We start from the raw sequence: 17,931 nt of genomic DNA on the forward strand, positions 1-17,931 counted from the left end.
TGCGATTTTACCGGTTTGGCCTACTCTGGTCACATGGATTTGGACCTGCGGAAGCTGCGGTATTTCGTGGCGGTCGCGGAGCATCTGAACTTCGGCCGCGCCGCCGAGGCCCTGCACATCGCGCAGCCGGTGTTGTCGCGGCAGATCCGCGCGCTGGAGACCGAACTCAAGGTGCAACTGTTCGACCGTTCGCCGAAAGGAACCGTGCTGACGCCCGGCGGCGAACAACTCTTGAGCGACGCACGGCCGTTGCTCGCTCAGGCCTCGGCGCTGCTGCGGCGCGTGGGAGTGGCGGACACGTTCACCGTCGGGTTCATGCCGGGACTGATCGTCACGCCCGCCGCGCGCCTGCTGGCGTCACGACATCCTGGCCTGCGGGTCGACGTGCGGCGCACGACGTGGGACGACCAGGTCGAGGTGATCCACGACGGCCGCGTCGACGCCGGCTACGTGCGGCTACCGGTACCGGCGGACGGGCTGAGGATCCTGCCGTTGTTCACCGAACCGCGCGTCGCCGTGCTGCCGGCCACGCATCGGTTGGCGGGCAAGGAAAGCGTGCTGGAAGCGGACCTGTCCGGCGAGCGGCGCGTGCAGCACACCGACACGCCGGGAATCCGGTCCGTCGAGGAGAAGCTGGAGCACGTCGCGATGCACGGCGGTGTCGCGATCCTGCCGTTGTCCACGGCGACGTTCTACTCGCGCGAGGACCTCGTGCACGTGCCGATCGAGGACATCGCTCCGAACGAGGTCGCGCTGGCGTGGTCCGCGCACCGGCAGACGCCGCTCATCGCCGAGTTCGCTGAAATAGTCACCACCGCAGTCATGGCAACGGTCACCGCGACAGCCCAGCAGGGGTGAAGACGAAGCTGTCGCGGAAGCCGCCGTCACCGCGCCGGGTCGCCATCAGCCGCATCTCCGGCATGAAGTGGAAGAACACCAGCGACCCCGACCGGTCCGGATAGCCGAGCGTCTTCGAGTACTTGGGATTCGTGCCGCCCAGCCACAACGGGGGCTCGCCGTACTCGGCGATCACGTCGTCGAGCAGGCAGTCCCGTTCGCCCAGCACACCGGGGATCCGGCTGTCGGCGTCGAGCGACAGCCAGCCCTGCCGGTGCGCGAGATCCGCGTACACCGACGCCATGACGTCCTCACTGCGATGCCCGAGCGCCTCGTGCACCGCGCCGCTGACCATCGCCGCGTTCGCCGCACCGCGCTTCACCAGCGCGTCCAGCTCGATCTGCCACCGGTCCGTCCGGTCGTCGGCGAACGCCAGCGCGTCGAGCAGGGTGAGGATCACCGCCTCACCGCCGTACATGCCGGGACGCCGGACAGCGGCGTTGAGCTGACCGAGCAGGTAACGGCGTAAGTCGTCGAACGAAGGCATCTCTCCCCCTTAATGCGAGATGTTCTATCAGTTGCGGGTGGGCGAAACGGAATCGCCTTCATGACCGACAGGGGAGTCAACTACTGGGGAGAGGACCGCATGAGCATCAGCAACCAGCAGATCGTCGCGTACTGGGTCGAGCACGAGGTCGACCTCCGCCTCGACTGGAGCACGGCCCACGAACGCTGCTGGCGCTGCGGTTACAGGTCCTCACTGGAGCAACACCTTGTCGTGCCCGCGTCAATGGGTGGCAGTCGCACCACGGACAACGTGGTGTTGTTGTGCGGACGATGCGTCAGCGAGTCGCCGAGCCACCTGGATCCGCAGTACCTGTGGCGGTGGCTGCGCGCGACGTCCATGTCGTCCACCGACACCTACTGGACGTTGCGCGGCTGGGAGGAGTTCGAGGTCATCTTCGGCCGCAAGCCGCTGGAGTGCTTCAAGGAGGCCGCGGTCGACCACCGGTCGCTGAACGCCGAGTGCCGGGCGCTGGCGGCGGACGAGTTCGCGAAGACCGTCGTTCGCTTCGGGGAGGGTCGGCTCAACCCGTCGACGATCGCGTGCGTGATCGCGGACATCGAGAAGAAGCTGGCGGACCGTCACGGCATCAAGCTGCCGTGACGGTCCGCCGCATCAGTTACAGGTTCTAGCTCCACAGAACAGCTACAGCATCACCGATCAGCTGCAGCCGGAGGTGCTGCCGCAGCCCTCGCACAGGTAGCACGAGCCGGCCGGACGCATCTTCGTGCCACAGGTCATGCACAGCGGCGCGTCAGCGGCCTTGCCCAGGTGCAGCTCCAGCAGCTCGGTGGAGCTACCCACGTGCTTCGGCGTCTCGACGGTGGCCTCGACCTGCTTCGGAGCGGCCTCCACCGATCCGCGCAGACCCTCGAGGTCCACATCGGACGACGCGGGCGCGCCGTACTCGCCCGCCACCTGCGCCGAACGCTCGTCGGCGGTGAAGATGCCGAGCTGCGCGCGCTTGTCGTAGGACAGGTAGTCCAGCGCCAGGCGGCGGAACAGGTAGTCCAGCACCGACGTCGCGATGCGCACGTCCGGGTCGTCGGTCATGCCCGCCGGCTCGAAGCGCAGGTTCTGGAACTTCGAGACGTAGAACTCCAGCGGGATGCCGTACTGCAGACCCACCGAGATGGACATCGAGAACGCGTCCATCACGCCGGCCAGCGTGGAGCCCTGCTTGCCCAGCTTGACGAAGATCTCGCCCAGGCCGTTGTCCGGGTAGGAACCGGCGTGCAGGTAGCCCTCGGCGCCACCGACCGTGAACGACACGGTCTGCGACGGGCGCTTCTTCGGCAGGCGCTTGCGGACCGGGCGGTACTCGACGACCGTCTCGGTCTTGGCCTCGGCGCCCTTGTTCGCGCCCTTGCCCGCCGACAGCGGCTGGCCGACCTTGCAGTTGTCGCGGTAGATCGCGAGGGCCTTCAGGCCGAGCTTCCAGCCCTGGTAGTAGATCTCCTCGACGTCCTCGACGGTCGCCGCCTCCGGCATGTTGACCGTCTTGGAGATCGCGCCGGACAGGAACGGCTGCGTGGCCGCCATCATCCGCACGTGGCCCATGGGCGCGATGGAACGCTCGCCCATGGCGCAGTCGAAGACCTCGTAGTGCTCGCGGCGCAGGCCCGGCGCGTCGACGACGTGGCCGTGCTCGCCGATGAACTCGACGATCGCCTCGATCTGCTCGTCCAGGTAGCCCAGCGACTTCAGGGCGCGCGGCACCGTCTGGTTGACGATCTGCATCGAGCCGCCACCGACGAGCTTCTTGAACTTGACCAGGGCCAGGTCCGGCTCGATACCGGTGGTGTCGCAGTCCATCATCAGGCCGATGGTGCCGGTCGGGGCCAGCACGGACGCCTGGGCGTTGCGCCAGCCGTTCTTCGCACCGATCTCCAGCGACTGCTGCCACGCCTCGGTCGCGACCTTGTGCGTGGCGGCGTCGTTTCCGCCGTAGGTGCGGATCAGGTCGTTGGCGGCGGCGTGCTTGCGCATGACGCGCTGGTGCGCCGTGGCGTTGCGCTTGTAGCCGTCGTACGCGCCGACCATGCCCGCGAGCTCTGCGGAACGGCGGTACGAGACACCGGTCATCAGCGAGGTGATGGTCGCGGCGAGCGCGCGGCCGCCCTCGGAGTCGTACGCGTGGCCGGTGGCCATGAGCAGCGCGCCGAGGTTGGCGTAGCCGATGCCGAGCTGGCGGAACTTGCGGGTGGTGTCCGCGATCGGCTCGGTCGGGAAGTCCGCGAAGCAGATCGAGATGTCCATCGCGGTGATGATCAGCTCGACGGCCTTCGCGAACGTGACGGCGTCGAACTTGCCGTCGTCGCTCAGGAACTTCATCAGGTTCAGCGACGCGAGGTTGCAGCTCGAGTTGTCGAGGTGCATGTACTCCGAGCACGGGTTGGACGCGGTGATGCGGCCCGACTCGGGACAGGTGTGCCAGTCGTTGATCGTGTCGTCGTACTGGATGCCGGGGTCGGCACAGGCCCACGCCGCCTGGGCGAGCTTGCCGAACAGCGACTTGGCGTCGACGCGCTCGATGACCTCACCGGTCTGACGGCCGCGCAGACCGAAGTCGCCGCCGCTCTCGTAGGCGTGCATGAACTCGTCCGACACGCGGATCGAGTTGTTCGCGTTCTGGTACTGCACCGACACGATGTCCGCGCCGCCGAGGTCCATGTCGAACCCGGCGTCGCGCAGCGCGCGGATCTTGTTCTCTTCCTTCGCCTTGGTCTCGATGAACTCCTCGACGTCCGGGTGGTCGACGTCGAGGACGACCATCTTGGCCGCGCGGCGGGTGGCGCCACCGGACTTGATGGTGCCCGCGGACGCGTCGGCGCCGCGCATGAACGACACCGGGCCCGACGCGGTGCCGCCGGAGGACAGCAGCTCCTTCGAGGAACGGATGCGCGAGAGGTTCAGGCCGGCACCGGAGCCGCCCTTGAAGATCAGGCCCTCCTCGCGGTACCAGTTGAGGATCGACTCCATCGTGTCGTCGACCGCGAGGATGAAGCACGCGCTGACCTGCTGCGGCGAGCTGGTGCCGACGTTGAACCACACTGGCGAGTTGAAGCTGAACACCTGGTGCAGAAGCATGTAGGTGAGCTCGTGCTCGAAGATCTCGGCGTCCTGCTCACCCACGAAGTAGCCGTGCTCGCGTCCCGCGCCCACGTAGGTCTTCACGACGCGGTCGATCAGCTGGCGCAGGGACTGCTCGCGCTTCTCGCTGCCGACGGCACCGCGGAAGTACTTGCTGGTGACGATGTTGGTGGCGTTCACCGACCAGAACTCGGGGAACTCGACACCGCGCTGCTCGAAGTTCACCGAGCCGTCGCGCCAGTTCGTCATGACGACGTCGCGGCGCTCCCACGTGACCTCGTCATAGGGGTGGCGGCCTTCGGTGGTGTAGACGCGCTGGATCTTCAGCGCGGCAGGCTTGGCAGCCGCCCGTGCGGCTGTCTTCTTGGCTGAGCCGCCGACGGTCTCGGTCACGGTGGATCTCCCTCGTGCTGGTGCTTAGAAAAGATGATGGTGTCGCGCGCTTTAGTGCGCGCGGATCACTGCTCTTGGGCAGCTTCGGCCCGGGCAGTGCGAAGATCAAGAATTTCCTTCTCGAAGTCCTCGACGGACGAGAAGGACCTGTAAACGCTCGCGAAGCGCAGATAAGCGACCTCGTCGAGCTCGCGCAGGGGGCCGAGAATGGCCAGACCCACCTCGTGACTCGGGATTTCCGCACATCCCGTCGACCGGATCGACTCTTCCACTCGCTGGGCGAGCTGCTGGAACGCGTCCTCGTCGACCGGGCGGCCCTGGCACGCCCTGCGCACACCGACGACCACCTTGTCGCGGCTGAAGGGCTCCGTCACGCCGGAGCGCTTGACCACGGCGAGAACCGCTTCTTCGACCGTGGTGAACCTGCGGCTGCAGCTGTTGCAGGAGCGGCGACGACGGATCACCTGTCCCTCGTCGACCTCACGGGAGTCGACCACCCGCGAGTCCGAATGACGGCAGAACGGACACCGCACGCCACCTCACCCCTTCCCAGCGCAGCACTCACCGCAGCAGCCACACTGGTCGGGTTACCCACAACCTGTGGACTACTTACAACGGTGGAACCACTAGATGTAGGGGTAGAACCTAGATCGCAGCGGACGGCAACGCAACTCGACACGGCGCGTCGCGTGTCACTCTGTTGGAGGAACCGCGAGCGATCAGCGGTGATTACGCAACGACGCCCGCACATGACGGAGAGAACACGTCACGCCGGGCGCCGGAAACACAAGATGTAGGGGCAGGCCTACGGGGTGACCCCCGCCTGCTGTAGGTAGAGCACACCGAGCGCGACGACCGTCAGGGCACTCAGCACGCCGACCGCGACGAGTTCGAACAACGACTCGCGCTTCGGCCGGACCTCGCACGAGCTCGACTCGCGCGACGCAGGCACCGCGAGCGGGCGCGGCTTGGTCGCCGGCCTGCGCGGCATGACGCGAGGACCCGAACGGAGTGGACGTCCCGCTGCGACGTCCGCGTCCTCGACTACCCGCATCCGCTTCTCGACGAGAACCGCCATCACGACCTCCATCGCAGGTCAACCACCATGATCGAACAGGGGTTCGATCGAACGTCCGTGCGAATTTCTACCAGACCGACTCTCCGAACGCCACAACACGCGCCCAAATACCTCGAACAGGTGTTTGATCTGTGCAGCAAACACGACTACCGTCGACCACGAAGATCGACGGAGGCCGGATTCCCATTCGAACTGGGGGCGGCGAGGAGGACAGCGACCGTGGCAGGCAAGACGATCGACCCGGATCCCGCTCTTGTGGACACACAGGTGGCCGAGATCGCGGGAAACGCCGGCCTGACCCTGCGTCAGCGCAAGGTGCTCGACGTGATCCGCGATTGGGTCGACCGTTTCGGCTACCCGCCGAGCGTGCGCGAGATCGGTGAGGCCGTAGGTCTCACGTCGACCTCGTCGGTCGCCTATCAGTTGCGCGCGCTGGAACGAAAAGGTTTCCTGCGCCGCGACCCGAACCGCCCGCGCGCGGTCGGGATGTTGCCCAACGAGATCGACGCCGGTCTCGACCCGATGTCCAAGCCGACGCCCGCCTACGTGCCGATGCTCGGCCGGATCGCGGCCGGTGGTCCGATCCTGGCCGAGGAGTCGATCGAGGACGTGTTCCCGCTGCCGCGCGAGATCGTCGGCGAGGGCGAGCTGTTCCTGCTGCGCGTCGTCGGTGACTCGATGATCGACGCCGCGATCACCGACGGCGACTGGGTCGTGATCCGCAAGCAGCCCACGGCCGATCAGGGCGAGATCGTCGCCGCCATGATCGACGGCGAGGCGACCGTGAAGACGTTCAAGCGCAGGGACGGCCACGTGTGGCTGATGCCGCACAACACGGCCTACCAGCCCATCAACGGCGACGAGGCCACCATCCTCGGCAAGGTCGTGACCGTGCTCAGGCGTCTTCCGTAACCTCTCCGCGGGCCCGTTTCTTCTTCTCGAAGAAGTCGAGCCACTTCTGCCGGGTGGACTCCATGTCCACCACGACGAACGCGAAGAACTGGCCCATGTCCTTGAGGCGGGCTCCCACCGGGGTGCCGAGACCGAAGATCTCGGCACCCTCCAGTCCTGTGTGCGCCCAGACCGAGTTGCGCTGGGCGCTCGACAGCCACGCCCGGTACCAGAGGTCCTCGCCCAGGTAGTAGCGCACGCGCTTGCCGTCGCGCTCGCTGTGCAGCAGGTCGATTTCCTGCAGGTAGGTCGTCGACCGCGAGACGGTCGCCGGGCTGACCGACAGCCGCAGCACCAGTTCCGTCGCGGACAGGCTGCCCTTGTCGGTCATGAAGATCTCCGCGAGGATCCGCGCCGCCGTGAGCGACAGCCCGGTCTGCCGGAACACCCCGACCAGTCTCAGGTGGAACTCCTGCACCTCCCCCGGGCTGCGGTCGAACGAGTAGGCCTCCTCGTCGACGTCGAGATCGTCGACGGCAGGCATCCGGCGCATCGCCCGTTCGCTCGCAGCCCGGTGCGCGGCACCCGGCCGATAGCTGTTGTGGCCGCCGTTGCGGGTCACCTCGCGCTGGATCGTCGAGGCCGGCCTTTGCAACCGCCTCCCGATCTCGGAGTACCCCAGCCCGTCCCAGAGGAACTGGGCGATGAGCTGCCGTTCTTCTTCGTCTAGGCGCTTACCAGGCACAACACCATGGTGCCTTGCGCTTCAGGCCATTGCAATGAGTCTTTTGACTTCGTCCGCAAACGTTTTTAGCTTGCAGGGAGGAGAAAGACCTCGTTGCAAGGGGGAGCAATGCCACTGAGCCCGATGACGTACCCGGACGGGCACGTCGGCTGGCGAGCGCACGACCACGCGACTGTGCGCGCGGTGCTCGCGGACAGCCGGTTCAGCATCCGGCCGGACTTGATGCACAACCCGTTCGGTCCGGGGAGTCCCGGTGACGCGCCGCCGTCGCCGCCCGGTGCGTTCACCGATCACGACCCGCCGGAGCACACCCGCTACCGCGGCCGGTTGACCGGTCAGTTCACCGTGCGGCGGATGCGGTTGCTCGCCGAACGGCTCGAAGTGATCACAGCCGAGCATCTGGACGCGCTGGCGGCGCAGGGGTCGCCGGCGGATCTGGTCGAGCACTTCGCGGTGCCGGTGCCGGGGTTGATGATCTGCGAGTTGCTGGGTGTTCCGTACGAGCGGCGCACGGAGTTTCAGCAGGACGCGATGGTGCTGACCGGGGCCAGTGGTGCCGGAGCCGACGAGGCCGTGGCCATGCTCGCGGCGTTCGAACGGCTGCAGCGGTTCATGCTGGAGATGGTCGCGACGAAGCGGGCGGAGCCGACGGACGACGTGCTGAGCGACCTCGTCCACTCGGAGTCGGCCGGGGCGGGCGAGTCGCCGCTCACCGATGACGAGATGGCCGCGATGGGCATGGCGTTGCTCGGGGGCGGGCTCGACACGACGACGAACATGCTGTCGCTCGGTGCGCTGGAACTGCTCCGTGAGCGGGCGCGGGTGGAGGCGATGCTCGCCGATCCCGGCGCCGCCGTTGAGGAACTGCTCCGATATATCAGTTTGACGCCCGCTACGGCGCGCACCGCGTTGGAGGACGTCGAGATCGACGGCGTCGTCGTGCGCGCGGGTGACACGGTGTTCGTCGAGTTGGGGTCGGCGAACCGCGATCCCGCCCGCTACGCCGATCCGGACGTCCTCGACCTCGCTCGGGGAACGACGGGGCATCTCGCGTTCGGGCACGGCATCCACCAGTGCATCGGCCAGCACCTCGCGCGGATCGAGTTGAAGATCGCCTTTCCCGGGCTCTTCACTCGGTTCCCGAAGCTGCGTCTGGCCGTGTCCGAGGACGAGTTGCCGCACCGGGCGAGCATGGTGATCGGCGGGCTCGAGCGGATGCCCGTCGCCTGGGACTGAGTCAGGCCCGAAAATCAGGCCCGAAAATCAGGCCCAGAAAATCAGGCCCGGCGGCGGAAGCGCAGGCCGATGACCAGGGCGGCGACCAGCACGATGCCGCCCAGGGTCAGCGCCAGGGGCCAGTTCTGCCAGGAGCCGCCCGGCGAGTCCGAGGGAGATGCCTGCGGCTGGTCGGCGGCCGGCGGGGGCGTCGTGGTCGTCGGCGGGGGTGGCTGGGCCAGTGCCGCAGCGCCCGCCACGGCGCGGATCGGGGTGCCGGCGCCTTCGGAGGCCGAGAGCAGGGTGCCGTCCGGATCGAAGGCGATGGCCTCGCCCTGAGGCTCGTTCGGCAGCGGGACTCGGACTGGGTCGCCGGACAGCGCCTTCATGACATCGCCGTCGGGGACCGGGTAGAGGTAGGCCTCGGTATAGGTGCGCAGGGCGATGACGGAGCCGTCGGGTGTGGAGGCGGCTCCGGTCACGAGGCGCGAGTCGAGGGTGCCTTCCAGGGGGCCGCCCGGGGTGTCCGTCGTCGACAGCGACACGCGCGCGACCTGCTCCAACGGCACCGATATATCAGTTCGGAGCGGGGCCGTCGGGCGATATACCAGCGCGGAACCGAGGGGTTCCTTGGTGATGATGTACGGCGTGCCGGACTTGTCGATGAGCAACGCCTCGGCGTCGTGCTTGCCGTCCGGATAGGTGACGCGGAACCGCTCCACGGCGCCCGAGGGCGAGACCTTGTGCAGGGCGACCGTGGTGCGGGACTTGTTGTTGTCGCCGGTGTCGGACGCCCAGAGGGTGCCGTCCGGCGTCATCGCGAGGTCTTCGACGTCGTAGGGGTCGACGGGCGCGGTGATCGTGCGCGTCACCACGCAGTCACGGCCCATGACCTGGATGCGCAGCGTGCCGTTGTCGCTGTCGCTGACGGCGAAGAACTGCTTGCCGTCGGACGTGAGCCCGGAAAGCTCCTGCATGGCTACCGGGCACACGTCCACGGGTGGAGGCGGGATCAAGCAGGCGTCCCGTTCGTCGCGAACTCCTCGAGCGCGTTGGCGAGGTCCGGGCGCACGCGGGCGCTGAGCAGCGTGCCCGACTCCGTGTGCTTCTCAGACAGGATCTCGCCGTCGCGGTGCACGCGAGCGACGACCTCGCCGCGCGCGTACGGCACGAGGGCCTCGACCACGACCTCGGGACGGGGCATCAGCTCGGCGATGCGGACCCGCAGTTCCTCGATGCCGAGGCCCGAGTGCGCCGACACGAACGACGCGTCCGGGAACAGGTGCCGCAACCGGGCCATGCCCAGGTCGCCGACCGCGTCGATCTTGTTCACGACGAGCAGCTCACGCGGCATCGGCGTGTCGGTCTTGTCGTTGATCTCGGAGAGAACCTCGCGCACGGCCTTGACCTGCTTCTCCGGCATGCCGTCGGAGCCGTCGACCACGTGCACGAGCAGATCGGACTGGCCGACCTCCTCGAGCGTGGAGCGGAACGCCTCGACCAGCTGGTGCGGCAGGTGCCGGACGAAGCCGACCGTGTCCGTCAGCGTGTACGGCAGGCCTTCCGGCGTCAGCGCGCGGCGCGTCGTCGGGTCGAGGGTGGCGAACAGCGCGTCCTCCACCAGGACACCGGCGCCCGTCAGCGCGTTGAGCAGCGACGACTTGCCCGCGTTCGTGTAGCCCGCGATGGCGATGCTCGGGATCTCGTTCGCCGTGCGGCGGCCCCGCTTGGTCTCGCGGATGACGCCGATCGCGGCGATCTCACGACGCAGCTTGGAGATGCGCGCGCGGATCCGGCGGCGGTCGGTCTCGATCTTGGTCTCACCGGGACCGCGCAGACCCACACCGCCGTTGCCGCCACCGGCACGACCACCGGCCTGCCGCGACAACGTCTCACCCCAGCCGCGCAGGCGCGGCATCAGGTACTGCAGCTGGGCCAGCTCGACCTGCGCCTTGCCCTCCTTGGACCGCGCGTGCTGCGCGAAGATGTCCAGGATGAGCGCGGTGCGGTCGATGACCTTGACCTTGAGCTTCTCCTCCAGCTGACGCAGCTGGCCAGGCGAGAGCTCGCCGTCGCAGATCACCGTGTCCGCGCCGGTCGACTGCACGACGTCACGCAGCTCGGAGACCTTGCCGGAGCCGATGTACGTCGCGGCGTCCGGCTTGTCACGACGCTGCACGACGCCTTCGAGCACCTCGGAACCGGCGGTCTCGGCGAGGCGGGCGAGCTCGGCCATCGAGGCGTCGGAGTCCGCGGCCGTGCCCTCGGTCCACACCCCGACGAGCACGACCCGCTCCAGGCGGAGCTGCCGGTACTCGACCTCGGTGATGTCCTCGAGCTCGGTGGACAGTCCCGCGACACGGCGCAAAGCGGCGCGCTCGACGCGTTCGTAGTCACCTGTGGAGAAGTCGTCCTCTTCCCAGGTGGCGTCGAACTCCGGGTCGAACTCTGTGCTCTGGATGTTTTCCGTCATTTGCCCTTCATCGTCCCACGGACAGTTAGTCCCCCGGATACACCGCGAGGTAGATCGCCACACGGGGAACATCCGGCTTGACCGGTTGCGCGGCCAGCTCATCCATCAACGACGCGAGCCGCTGCTTTAGTTCCTCGGGGTCGACGGTGACGACCAGACGGCTCTGATCCACGTCACTGAGCCCGATGTCGGCAACCTCGCCGAGGAAAGCGTGCAACATCGCTTCGCCGACGGCGACTGCATTTTCGCTGTTGTCGAGCTCCCAGGACAGCCCTGTCGACCGATAGGGGATCTCTTTCGCTCCCCGGTTGCCCGCACGGGGCGGCATCGCCTCCAGGAATCCGGCGGCGACGAGCTTGCGCACGTGGTGCAGCGTCGTGGCCGGGTCCCTGCCCAGCCGCTGGGCCAGCTCCTTGTTGGTGAGCGGGCGGTCGAACGTCATGCGGATCATCCGCAGCCGCAGGTCAGAGCTCAGAGCCGCGGCTTCGTCGCTCGTCGCGGGACGTCGCTTCCGGGAGAGGGGCACGAGCACAGTCTAAGTGATTGACAGTTTCCAATCACTCAGCGCAGACTTCCCGGCATGGCGCTTTGGGGGCACCCCGACTTCCGCAGGCTCTGGACCGGCGACACGATCAGCCAGTTCGGCGCGACCGTCGGCATGACGGTCATCCCGCTGCTCGCGGCGGGCGTGCTGGACGCGACACCGTTCGAGATGGGCCTGCTCGCCGCGGCGAGCACCATGGCGTTCCTCGTGATCGGCCTTCCCGCGGGCGTGTGGGTCGACCGGATGCGCCGCAAACCGCTGATGATCGCGATGGACGTCGTCCGCGCCGCACTGATGCTGAGCGTGCCGATCGCGTGGTGGCTGGGCCTGCTCGGCCTGACGCAGCTGATCGTGGTGAGCCTCGCGGTGGGCGTCTGCACGGTGTTCTTCGACGTCGCCTACCAGTCGTACCTGCCCTCCCTCGTCGGACGCGGCCAGCTCGTCGAGGGCAACTCGAAACTCCAGGCCAGCCTGTCGGTCGCGGAGGTGTCGGGACCCGCCATCGGTGGCTACGCGGCCCAGTTCCTGGGCGCGGCCAACAGCGTCCTCGCCACCGGCCTGGGCTACCTGAGCTCGGCGTTCTTCCTGGTCAGGATCAAGACGGTGGAGCCGGCGCCCGAACGTCACCCCGACCCGCACCTGCGCCGCGAGATCATGGAGGGGCTGCGGTTCGTCTTCGGCAACGTCACGCTGCGCATGATCGTGGCCTGCACGGGCACCTCGAACTTCTTCCACGGCATCCAGAACGCCGTGTTCATCCTCTTCCTGCTGCAGACGGTGAACCTGAGCGAGGGAACCGCGGGCCTGGTGCTCAGCGCGGGCGGTGTCGGCGGTGTGCTCGGCGCGGCGTTCGCCTACCGGATCGGCCTGCTCGTCGGGCAGGCCAGGATGATCTGGCTCATCCCGGTCCTGACCTGGCCCTTCACCCTGACACTGCCGTTCATCTCGGACGGCTGGGGTCTGGTGCTCCCGATGGCCTGTCTGGCGGTGACCTCGTTCGGGATCGTCGTCTACAACGTCGGCCAGGTGAGCTACCGCCAGTCGATCTGCCCCGACCACCTGCTGGGCCGGATGAACGCCTCGATCCGCTGGGTGGTCTGGGGCGCGACGCCGCTGGGCGCGCTGCTGGGCGGAGTGCTCGGCTCGTGGATCGGGATCGTGCCGACGATGTGGGTGTCGCTCGTCGGCTCGGTGGCCGGGATGGTGTGGCTGCTGCTCTCGCCGTTGCGCTCTATGCGGGACCTGCCGGCCACGTCTAGCGTCGAGGCCCATGGCTGATACCTCGGTGCTGCGGGACGGTCTCCACTTCGGCGAAGGACCGCGACGCGGTCCTGACGGTCGCCTCTACTACTCCGACTTCTACGCGGGCGAAGTGCACGCCCTCGACCTCACGACGGGCGACGACGAGGTCGTCGTCGCCTTCGACGGCCAGCCCTCCGGCCTCGGCTGGCTGCCCGACGGACGCATGCTCGTCGTGTCGATGCTCGACCGGACCGTGCGCCGCCTGGAAGGCGATGACCTGGTCCTGCACGCCGATATATCGGACATCGCGACCTTCCACGCCAACGACATGCTCGTCGACTCCGAGGGCCGCGCGTACGTCGGCAACTTCGGCTTCGACCTGCACGGCCTGATCGACGACGTCGGCATCGCACGACTGCTCGAACCCAACTTCGAACCGCCGGGCGCCGCGCTCGCGCTCGTCCAGCCCGACGGGTCCGTCAGCGTCGCCGCCGAGGACCTCAAGTTCCCGAACGGCATGGCGCTGCTGCCCGACCCGACGGGCGAGTCCGAGAGCGGCAACATCCTGGTCGTCGCCGAGACCGTTGCATTCAAGCTCACTTCGTTTTCGGTCGACCGAAACGGATCGTTGCAAGACCGCAGGGTGTGGGCCGACGTGAAGGAGTTCGGGATCGCGCCGGACGGGATCGCGGGCGACGGGGACGGCGTCTGGGTGGCTGCCGCGTTGCAGCCCGCGGCGTTCCGGGTGACCGAGGGCGGCAAGATCACCAACAAGGTGGAGACGACGCAGACGTGCTTCGCCGTCGCGGTCGTCGGCGACAACCTCGTCTGCCTGACCGCGCCCGACTCGAACCCGAGCGTCGTCAGGCCCGACCGGCTCGGGAAGATCGAGATCTACCCGCTCGCCTGATATCCGATATATCGGTTAAGCGAGGGCGTCCCACCAGGACTTGTCGAGCTCGCCGCGGGCGACGAGCACGGCAGGTCCGGTGAGGGTCGACGTCGTCGGCTCGATGGTGACGGACACCTGGCCGCCGAGGACGTCGACGGTCGCCGAGCCCGTCGTCCTGCCCTGGCCCGCGAGCCAGGAGGCGACGGACGCGACGGTGCCGGTGCCGCACGAGCGGGTCTCGCCGACGCCTCGCTCGTAGACGCGCATGCGCAGCGCGTCGGCACCGATGACGTTGATCAGTTCGACGTTCACGCCGTGCGGGAACATCACCGGGTCGAAGCCGGGCGGCACGGTGAGGTCGAAGTCCTCGACCGGGACCTCGGTGACGCACGCGAGGTGCGGGTTGCCGACGTCCACCGCGAACCCGCCGATGCCGGTGCCGTCGACCGCGGCGATGGACGTGCCGGTCACCCGTGCGGGGCCCATGTCGTTCGTGACGGAGCCGTCCGGGTGCGTGGTGACCGTGCGGTCTCCCGCGCGCGTGCCCACGACGAACGAGCCCTGCGGCTGGTGGCCCGCGTCGACCAGGTAGCGCGCGAAGACGCGCAGGCCGTTGCCGCACATCTCGGCGATGGAGCCGTCGGCGTTGCGGTAGTCCATGAACCACTTGCCCTCGGAACCACCAGAGCGCACGACGCGCAGCACGCCGTCGGCGCCCAGGCCGCGCTGCCGGTCGCACAGCGCCTGCACGCGGGCGACGGTCAGGTCCAACGCGTCATCGAGGTCGGGCAGGACGACGAAGTCGTTCTCCGTGCCGTGCCCCTTCACGAACTCCACGGGACAAGGTTACCGGCGGCCTCCAAAAGATCCGGCTGAGCACCGTCGAGCCAGGTGATGCGCTGGTCACGCCGGAACCACGACCGCTGCCGGCGCACGAACCGGCGGGTGGCGCGCTTGGTCTCCTCCGCGGCGAAGTCGATCGTGCAGGCTCCGTCCATTGCGGACAGCACCTGCTGGTAGCCCAGTGCGCGCGACGCGGTCTTGCCGTCGCGCAGGCCGAGCCGGACCAGGGCGCGCACCTCGTCCTCCAGACCGGAGGCGAACATCGCGTCCACGCGCTGGTCGACGCGGCCGTCCAGTTCGGACACCTCGCGGTCGACGCCGATCTGGACGGTGCCGTAGCGGGCGGGGCCGGGTTTGGGGAGGTTCGCCGAGAACGGTTGTCCCGTCAGCTCGATGACCTCCAGCGCGCGCACGATGCGGCGGCCGTTGGACGGCAGGATCGCGATCGCGGCGGCCGGGTCGAGCTCCTGAAGGCGCCGGTGCAACGCCTCCGAGCCCGCCGACGCCAGCTCCGCCTCGAAACGCAGGCGCACGGCGTCGTCGGTGCCGGGGAACTTCAGGTCGTCCAGCACGGCCTGCACGTAGAGCCCCGAACCGCCGACGAGGATCGGCGGACGCCCGGCGGCGAGCAGTTCCTCGATGACGGCCCGCGTCTCGCGCTGGTAGGCGGCCACCGACGCGGTCTCGGTGACGGACAGGACGTCGAAGAGGTGGTGCGGCACGCCACGGCGTTCCGCGAGAGGCATCTTCGCGGTGCCGATGTCCATGCCGCGGTAGAGCTGCATGGCGTCGGCGTTGACGACCTCTCCCCCGAACCGCTCCGCGAGCGCGACGGCGAGGTCGGACTTGCCGGTCGCGGTGGGGCCGACAACAGCGATTGGGGTGATCACGGGCGCTCCCAGACTGCGACGTGGTAGCCCACGCCGAAAGGTGCGAAGAACTCGGCGCCCAGGCTGCGCCACGGTCCGGGCACGCCCGCGAGGACCTGCCACGCCGCACGGCCCTGCGCACCCAGCTCGTGGGCGAGGCCGGCGTCGAGACCGAGCAGGCCCTCCACGTCGGCGGTGGCCAGCAGAGTGTGGACCAAAGAATCAAAAGGTCCCGAACGCTCGTCGTCGGAACCCGGCGAGCGCGGACCGTGCCGGGTGGAGCCGTCGCCGAGGAACAAGAGTCCAACGTCCTCAGATTCCGACGACGCGGCGAGTTGTTGTCCAAACGAGACACAGTCGGAAGCAGGCAGGTCAGGCGGCACGAGTTCGACGCGTGACACCTCGACTCCGCAGTGTTCCCGCAGCCACGCGGTGATTAGCACTGGCAACGGAATCCGGGCATCCGGCGGCAGGTCACCGCCGAGTGACACAGGTACATCGACCCCATAACCGAGAAAAGTTCCCGACAACGGCGGCAAGTACGTCGAGGGCCCGCTGTCGTCCACGGCAACCGCGACCCACGGACCGGGCAGTTTTCCTGCTGCGGCAAGGGTTGCGGCCCGCACGGGCTCGGTTTCTGCGGCGGCTCCCACGACCAGTTCTGGGACCAGAAGAGGTGGGTGCGGCACCACCGCGGCACGGGTGATCACGACCGACGAGGCTACCTATCGTGGACTCCCAGTACCGAGTCGAGCTCTGACCTGTTTGAATGCGCGCGGGGAACTGGGGACGGGAGACCCTCCAGCGCCCGTATTGCATCGGCCCCGCCAACGGCGGGGCGCCCGTGGCAGGCACGGGCGTCAGATGGGAGGAACCGGCGATGTCGGAGCAGGACAGCACACCGGAGGCCGTGGCCGTGACCGCCCCAGTCGCGGACGCAGCCGAGGGTGGGGTCGAGGAAACGCCGAAGGAGACCGCACCGCAGGCGACGCCTCCGGCCGTCCCCGTGGCGTCGGACCACCCTGACCGCTGGGGGCGCGTGGACGCCGACGGCACCGTGTACGTGAAGACCGAGGACGGCGAACGCGCTGTCGGGTCGTGGCAGGCCGGTGAGCCGGTCGAGGGCCTCGCGCACTTCGCGCGGCGCTTCGACGACCTGCGCACCGAGGTCGAGCTGCTCGTGTCACGGCTCAAGTCCGGCGCCGGCGACCCCAAGCACGCCCTGACCAGCGCGAAGCACGTCAAGGAGCAGCTCGCCGAGGCCGCCGTCGTCGGCGACCTCAAGGCGCTGGCCGCCCGCGTCGAGCACGTGCTGGTCCAGGCGGAAGCCGGCATGGAGAAGGCGAAGGAGGCCAAGGAGGCCGCCCGAGCCCAGTCCGTGGCGCGCAAGCAGGCGCTGGTCGACGAGGCCGAGTCGATCGCGAACGAGTCGACCCAGTGGAAGGTCGCGGGCGACCGGCTGCGGCAGATCCTCGACGAGTGGAAGACCATTCGCGGCGTCGACCGCAAGACCGACGAGCAGCTGTGGCGCCGGTTCTCGAAGGCGCGCGACGCGTTCAACCGCCGTCGCGGCTCGCACTTCGCGGACCTCGACCGCCAGCGTTCGGTGGCGAAGACCTCCAAGCAGTCGCTGGTCGAGGAGGCCGAGAAGCTCGTCGACTCCGACGACTGGGGCACCACGGCCGGTCGCTACAAGGAGCTGATGGTCGAGTGGAAGGCCGCCGGGCGTGCGCCCAAGGAGGCCGACGACGCGCTGTGGCAGCGGTTCCGGGCCGCGCAGGACGCGTTCTTCCAGAAGCGCTCTGAGGCGTTCAGCGAGCGGGACGCCGAGTTCTCGGCCAACGCGAAGCTGAAGGAGGAGCTGCTCGCCGAGGCCGAGGGCATCGACCCGTCGGGCGACCTCGAGTCGGCGCGCAACGCCCTCTACAAGATCCAGGAGCGCTGGGACGCGATCGGCAAGGTGCCGCGCGAGCGCATCCGCGAGCTCGAGGGCAAGCTCCGCGCCATCGAGGAGAAGGTCCGCGGCGCGGTCGACGCCCAGTGGCGCCGGTCCGACCCCGAGGCCGAGGCCCGCGTGGCCCAGTTCCGCGAGCGCGTGGAGCAGTTCGAGGCGCAGGCCGCGAAGGCCCGTGCCGCGGGCGACAAGCGCCGCACCGAGCAGGCCGAGGCGCAGGCCGCCCAGTGGCGCGAGTGGCTCGCCGCGGCTGAGCAGGCCCTGGCGACCCGATAGGTCAGCAAGACCTGAGGGCCC

18 protein-coding genes are annotated in these 17,931 nt (G+C 68.5%); 7 read left to right on the plus strand and 11 right to left on the minus strand.

Annotated features, from left to right (window positions below; translation table 11 throughout):
* Positions 1-33: 33 nt before the first annotated feature.
* Positions 34-858: a LysR family transcriptional regulator gene (locus tag BM417_RS25995; RefSeq protein ID WP_093599680.1), complete on the plus strand. Its 825-nt coding sequence runs from the start codon at positions 34-36 to the stop codon at positions 856-858.
* Here BM417_RS25995 and BM417_RS26000 read toward each other — a convergent pair.
* Positions 833-1,384: a hypothetical protein gene (locus BM417_RS26000; RefSeq protein WP_093599683.1), complete on the minus strand. Its 552-nt coding sequence runs from the start codon at positions 1,382-1,384 to the stop codon at positions 833-835. The two genes, BM417_RS25995 and BM417_RS26000, sit on opposite strands and share 26 nt — an antisense overlap.
* Positions 1,385-1,444: 60 nt before the next feature.
* Here BM417_RS26000 and BM417_RS26005 point away from each other — a divergent pair, with 60 nt between their 5' ends.
* The gene (locus BM417_RS26005) at positions 1,445-2,005 is read left to right on the plus strand and encodes an HNH endonuclease (protein ID WP_093599686.1); all 561 of its coding nucleotides are present in this window, start codon (positions 1,445-1,447) and stop codon (positions 2,003-2,005) included.
* Positions 2,006-2,062: 57 nt separating this feature from the next.
* On the opposite strand, the gene BM417_RS26010 is transcribed toward BM417_RS26005, so the two are convergent.
* From BM417_RS26010 to BM417_RS26020, 3 genes are all read right to left on the minus strand, one after another.
* Positions 2,063-4,888, minus strand: a complete 2,826-nt coding sequence (locus BM417_RS26010; RefSeq protein WP_093599689.1) for a vitamin B12-dependent ribonucleotide reductase — start codon at positions 4,886-4,888, stop codon at positions 2,063-2,065.
* A 65-nt stretch (positions 4,889-4,953) separates the two neighbouring features.
* A complete protein-coding gene (nrdR, locus tag BM417_RS26015; protein WP_053738461.1) occupies positions 4,954-5,421 on the minus strand; it encodes a transcriptional regulator NrdR in 468 nt (155 codons plus the stop codon).
* Positions 5,422-5,693: 272 nt separating this feature from the next.
* On the minus strand, positions 5,694-5,966 hold the full coding sequence (locus BM417_RS26020; RefSeq protein WP_143138803.1) for a hypothetical protein: 273 nt from the start codon (positions 5,964-5,966) through the stop codon (positions 5,694-5,696).
* A gap of 234 nt (positions 5,967-6,200) precedes the next feature.
* Here BM417_RS26020 and lexA point away from each other — a divergent pair, with 234 nt between their 5' ends.
* Positions 6,201-6,878 (plus strand): transcriptional repressor LexA, encoded by a 678-nt coding sequence (gene lexA / locus BM417_RS26025; protein WP_396425377.1) that lies wholly within the window; start codon positions 6,201-6,203, stop codon positions 6,876-6,878.
* Here lexA and BM417_RS26030 read toward each other — a convergent pair.
* The gene (locus tag BM417_RS26030) at positions 6,862-7,602 is read right to left on the minus strand and encodes a helix-turn-helix domain-containing protein (protein ID WP_093599698.1); all 741 of its coding nucleotides are present in this window, start codon (positions 7,600-7,602) and stop codon (positions 6,862-6,864) included. The two genes, lexA and BM417_RS26030, sit on opposite strands and share 17 nt — an antisense overlap.
* Before the next feature lie 108 nt (positions 7,603-7,710).
* Between BM417_RS26030 and BM417_RS26035 the strand changes: the two genes are divergently transcribed.
* Positions 7,711-8,838 carry a cytochrome P450 gene (locus BM417_RS26035; RefSeq protein ID WP_218164565.1) on the plus strand — a complete coding sequence of 376 codons (1,128 nt, stop codon included), beginning with the start codon at positions 7,711-7,713 and terminating at the stop codon, positions 8,836-8,838.
* A gap of 41 nt (positions 8,839-8,879) precedes the next feature.
* Here BM417_RS26035 and BM417_RS26040 read toward each other — a convergent pair whose 3' ends face one another.
* The 3 genes from BM417_RS26040 to BM417_RS26050 are packed head-to-tail and all read right to left on the minus strand — an operon-like array spanning position 8,880 to position 11,816.
* On the minus strand, positions 8,880-9,794 hold the full coding sequence (locus tag BM417_RS26040; RefSeq protein ID WP_093599704.1) for an SdiA-regulated/phytase-like domain-containing protein: 915 nt from the start codon (positions 9,792-9,794) through the stop codon (positions 8,880-8,882).
* A gap of 35 nt (positions 9,795-9,829) precedes the next feature.
* On the minus strand, positions 9,830-11,290 hold the full coding sequence (gene hflX, locus BM417_RS26045) for a GTPase HflX (protein WP_093599707.1): 1,461 nt from the start codon (positions 11,288-11,290) through the stop codon (positions 9,830-9,832).
* A 25-nt stretch (positions 11,291-11,315) separates the two neighbouring features.
* Positions 11,316-11,816 carry an ArsR/SmtB family transcription factor gene (locus BM417_RS26050; RefSeq protein ID WP_281251353.1) on the minus strand — a complete coding sequence of 167 codons (501 nt, stop codon included), beginning with the start codon at positions 11,814-11,816 and terminating at the stop codon, positions 11,316-11,318.
* A 54-nt stretch (positions 11,817-11,870) separates the two neighbouring features.
* Between BM417_RS26050 and BM417_RS26055 the strand changes: the two genes are divergently transcribed.
* Entirely contained in the window at positions 11,871-13,112 is a 1,242-nt protein-coding gene (locus tag BM417_RS26055) for an MFS transporter (protein WP_093599710.1), read from the plus strand.
* A complete protein-coding gene (locus BM417_RS26060; protein ID WP_093599713.1) occupies positions 13,105-13,986 on the plus strand; it encodes an SMP-30/gluconolactonase/LRE family protein in 882 nt (293 codons plus the stop codon). Before BM417_RS26055 ends, BM417_RS26060 begins: the two co-directional genes overlap by 8 nt.
* Before the next feature lie 15 nt (positions 13,987-14,001).
* On the opposite strand, the gene dapF is transcribed toward BM417_RS26060, so the two are convergent.
* Genes dapF through BM417_RS50140 form a run of 3 tightly spaced genes read right to left on the minus strand, consistent with a single transcriptional unit; the run spans position 14,002 to position 15,898 of the window.
* Positions 14,002-14,805 (minus strand): diaminopimelate epimerase, encoded by an 804-nt coding sequence (gene dapF, locus BM417_RS26065; RefSeq protein WP_093599716.1) that lies wholly within the window; start codon positions 14,803-14,805, stop codon positions 14,002-14,004.
* Positions 14,793-15,701: a tRNA (adenosine(37)-N6)-dimethylallyltransferase MiaA gene (gene miaA, locus BM417_RS26070; protein WP_177320605.1), complete on the minus strand. Its 909-nt coding sequence runs from the start codon at positions 15,699-15,701 to the stop codon at positions 14,793-14,795. Before miaA ends, dapF begins: the two co-directional genes overlap by 13 nt.
* The gene (locus tag BM417_RS50140) at positions 15,698-15,898 is read right to left on the minus strand and encodes a class III extradiol ring-cleavage dioxygenase family protein (RefSeq protein ID WP_322788989.1); all 201 of its coding nucleotides are present in this window, start codon (positions 15,896-15,898) and stop codon (positions 15,698-15,700) included. The genes miaA and BM417_RS50140 overlap by 4 nt, the downstream gene beginning before the upstream one ends.
* Positions 15,899-16,560: 662 nt before the next feature.
* On the opposite strand from BM417_RS50140, the gene BM417_RS26080 reads away from it, so the two are divergent.
* The gene (locus BM417_RS26080) at positions 16,561-17,910 is read left to right on the plus strand and encodes a DUF349 domain-containing protein (protein ID WP_093599722.1); all 1,350 of its coding nucleotides are present in this window, start codon (positions 16,561-16,563) and stop codon (positions 17,908-17,910) included.
* The last annotated feature ends 21 nt before the right edge of the window (positions 17,911-17,931 follow it).

Origin of the sequence: Lentzea waywayandensis (assembly GCF_900115955.1) — a bacterium.
Classification (GTDB): Bacteria; Actinomycetota; Actinomycetes; order Mycobacteriales; family Pseudonocardiaceae; genus Lentzea; species Lentzea waywayandensis.